3 protein-coding genes and 1 pseudogene are annotated in these 3,629 nt (G+C 66.0%); 3 read left to right on the top strand and 1 reads right to left on the bottom strand.

Going from position 1 to position 3,629, the window contains the following annotated elements:
- Window positions 1-295: pseudogene (locus tag AB4Y84_RS16045) on the bottom strand (glutamine--fructose-6-phosphate transaminase (isomerizing)); the annotation flags it as partial.
- 216 nt (window positions 296-511) lie between these two features.
- On the opposite strand from AB4Y84_RS16045, the gene AB4Y84_RS16040 reads away from it, so the two are divergent.
- The 3 genes from AB4Y84_RS16040 to AB4Y84_RS16030 all read left to right on the top strand — a co-directional run.
- Window positions 512-1,789, top strand: a complete 1,278-nt coding sequence (locus AB4Y84_RS16040; RefSeq protein ID WP_089237025.1) for an efflux RND transporter periplasmic adaptor subunit — start codon at window positions 512-514, stop codon at window positions 1,787-1,789.
- Between the two features lie 31 nt (window positions 1,790-1,820).
- On the top strand, window positions 1,821-2,543 hold the full coding sequence (locus AB4Y84_RS16035) for an ABC transporter ATP-binding protein (protein WP_032976565.1): 723 nt from the start codon (window positions 1,821-1,823) through the stop codon (window positions 2,541-2,543).
- A gap of 10 nt (window positions 2,544-2,553) precedes the next feature.
- Window positions 2,554-3,629: ABC transporter permease (locus AB4Y84_RS16030; RefSeq protein WP_442250431.1), on the top strand; the 1,076-nt coding region annotated here is incomplete at its 3' end.

Below are 3,629 nucleotides of genomic sequence, written 5' to 3'. Positions count from 1 at the left end.
CCAGCGCCACGCCATGGCTGATGTGCGGATGCGCGTTCGCCTCGGTGACACCACCATGGGTGGCCCAGCGCGTGTGGCCGATGCCCAGGCTGGCCGTGAAGCCTTCGGCCTCGGCAGCGGTGGCCATTTCAGAGACACGTCCGGTGCGGCGCACGCGGCGCACGTCAGCGCGCTCGGCATGGTCGATCACGGCGATACCGGAGGAATCGTAACCACGGTATTCCAGTCGCTTCAGTCCTTCGATCAGGACCGGCACCACATCCCGTTGGGCGATCGCACCTACGATTCCACACATGTCACGCATTTCCTTGAAGACGGTCGGCGCATTCTAGCCTGCGTGTCCGCCAGCCCCCCCTCCTGTCCGCTTAATGAAAGTGTCCGGAAAGGTGTCCGCGGACACCCGGACAGTAATGACGCATCCGCAAATCATTGATGGAAAAGGAAATAAAGTTGGCACGCTGTGTGCTTTGTCCATAGCACCACTCTGGCACCACCGACAGGCACGAACCCGATGATCCGCGACACCTCCGCCCAGGACCAGATCGTTTCCTCCGCTTCGGCCAGTGCCCCCAAGGCCGCATGGCACCGCTACCGCTGGCCGGCCCTGGCCGGCATCGCCCTGCTCGCCGGCATCGGCTGGGCCGTGCATGCGTGGTCCAACGCCAGCCGCTCGTTCGACAGCAGCCGAGTACGCGTGGCTGAAGTGCAGCGGGGCGACCTGGTGCGCGACATCGCCGCGGACGGCCGCGTGATCGCCGCCAACAGCCCAGTGCTGTATGCGATCTCCGCCGGCACGGTCGACCTGAAGGTCGTGGCCGGCGACGTGGTCAAGAAGGGCCAGGAGCTGGCGATCATCGACAGCCCCGAGCTGCGCAGCAAGCTCGCCCAGGAGGAGGCCACTCTGGCCGGTCTGGAAGCAGAGGCCAGCCGCGCCAACCTGGATGCCACCCTGGCCCGGGCCAAGTCACGCAAGGAAACCGATCAGGCCAGCATCGAGCGCCAGGCCGCCGACCGCGACCTGCAGCGCTACCAGCGCGGCTTCGATGGCGGTGCGGTGCCGCAGATCGATCTGGCCAAAGCCCAGGATACCCTGAAGAAGGCCGACATCAGCCTGGCCAATGCCACCACCGATGCACGCCTGCAGAGCCAGGGCGCGGATCTGGACGCACGCAACAAGCGCCTGCTGGCCGACCGCCAGAAGGCCGTGGTGGCCGAAGTGCAGCGCCAGGTCGACGCACTGACCCTGCGCGCACCGTTCGACGGCCAGGTCGGCCAGGTGCAGGCCACCCAGGCCACCAACCTTGCCGCCAACGCGCCGGTGCTCGGCGTGGTCGACCTCTCCAAGTTCGAAGTCGAGATCAAGGTACCGGAAAGCTTCGCACGCGATCTGGCGATCGGCATGCCGGCGCAGCTGACCGGCGGCAATGGCCAGCCGTTCCCGGGCGAGATCAGTGCGGTGTCGCCGGAAGTGGTCAATGGCGAAGTCAACGCACGCGTCCGCTTTGCCGCAGCCCAGCCGGAAGGCCTGCGCCAGAGCCAGCGGATGTCGGTGCGGGTGCTGCTGGATACCCGCAGGAACGTCATGAAGGTCGAGCGCGGCCCGTTCGTGGAACAGGGCAACGGCGTGGCTTACGTAATGGATGGCCGCACTGCGGTGCGTCGTCCGATCGAACTGGGCGTCAGCAGCCTGGGCGAAGTGGAAATCAAGTCGGGTGTGCAGCCGGGGGACCGCATCGTGGTCTCGGGCAGCGACCTGTTCAAGGACGCCGAACGCGTCTCCGTCAACTGACAACTTATTCATCCTGGAGAGAGGACACCCTATGTACATGCTCGAAATGCGTTCGGTCGCCAAGGTCTTCCGTACCGAACAGGTGGAAACCCACGCACTGCGTTCACTGGAACTGCAGGTCAAGGAAGGCGAGTTCGTCGCCGTCACCGGTCCATCCGGCTCCGGCAAGACCACCTTCCTCAACATCGCCGGCCTGCTGGAAACCTTCACCAGCGGCACCTACATGCTTGATGGCCAGGACGTCAGCAAGCTCGGCGATGATGCCCGCAGCCGCCTGCGCAACCAGAAGATCGGCTTCATCTTCCAGGGCTTCAACCTGATTCCGGACCTCAACCTGTTCGACAACGTGGACGTGCCGCTGCGCTACCGCAAGATGAGCGCCGGCGAGCGCCGCGAGCGCATCGAGAAGGCGCTGAGCCAGGTTGGCCTGGGTTCGCGCATGAAGCACTACCCGAACGAACTCTCCGGCGGCCAGCAGCAGCGCGCGGCGATCGCCCGTGCCCTGGCTGGCAGCCCGCGCCTGCTGCTGGCCGACGAACCGACCGGCAACCTGGACACGCAGATGGCGCGCGGGGTGATGGAACTGCTGGAGGAGATCAACGCCGCCGGCACCACCATCGTGATGGTCACCCACGACCCGGAACTGGCCGCACGCGCGCAGCGCAACGTGCACATCGTCGACGGCCAGGTCACCGACCTGGTGCGCGAGCCGGTGCTGGCCACCCCGCGTCGCATCGTCGCCGTCAACGAGTGAGGGCACGACCATGTTCGCCTACTACGCCCGACTGGCGGTGCGCAGCTTCCGCCGCAACAAGGTACTGACCGCGCTGATGGTGGTCGCCATCGCGCTGGGCATCGGTGCTTCGATGACCACCCTGACCGTGTTCCACGTGCTGTCCGGCGACCCGATCCCTGACAAGAGCGACCGCCTGTTCTACGTACAGGTCGATCCGCGCCCGCGCTCGGGTTACCTGACCGGCGAAGAGCCGGAGACCCAGATGACCCGCTTCGATGCCGAGACGCTGCTGCGCGAGAAGCGTGGCGAGCGCCAGGCGATGATGAGTGCGGGCGCCGTCACCGTCGAGCCGGAAGGCAGCACGTTGAAGCCGTTCAACATCGACACCCGCTGGACCTCGGCCGACTTCTTCCCGATGTTCAACGTGCCGATGCTGTACGGCCGCGCCTGGACCGCCAGCGACGATGACGGTCGCGCCCGCGTGGTGGTGCTGTCCAAGGTGATCAATGACAAGCTGTTCCAGGGCGCCGACAGTGTCGGTCGCCAGATCCGGGTCGAGGGCCATTCGCTGCGCGTGATCGGCGTGATGGATACCTGGAATCCGGAACCGCACTTCTTCGACCTGACCGTGGGCAACTACGGCCGCGAGGAAGACCTGATGATGCCGCTGTCCACCGCGATGGACCTCAAGCTCGGCAGCAACGGCAACATGAACTGCTTCCGCGACGGCGCACCCGATGACGACAGCAATTCGATCAACGCGCCGTGCACCTGGATCCAGTACTGGGTGGAGCTTGAGCCGTCCAAGGCCGAGGACTACCGCCGCTACCTGGTGAACTACTCGGACCAGCAGCGGGCTGCCGGCCGTTTCGAGCGCCCGGCCAACGTGCGCCTGCGCACCGTGATGGAGTGGCTGACCTTCAACAACGCGGTACCCAGCGACGTGCGCCTGCAGATGTGGCTGGCCCTGGGTTTCCTCGGTGTCTGCCTGGTCAACACGGTCGGCCTGCTGCTGGCCAAGTTCCTGCGCCGCAGCGGTGAGATCGGCGTGCGCCGCGCACTGGGTGCCAGCCGCGGGCAGATCTTCCTGCAGTGCCTGGTCTC

Origin of the sequence: Stenotrophomonas sp. 2YAF22, from assembly GCF_052114665.1 — a bacterium.
Classification (GTDB): Bacteria; Pseudomonadota; Gammaproteobacteria; order Xanthomonadales; family Xanthomonadaceae; genus Stenotrophomonas; species Stenotrophomonas indicatrix.
Note: the sequence above shows the minus strand (reverse complement) of the source record. Positions and strands in the feature narration are given on the sequence as shown.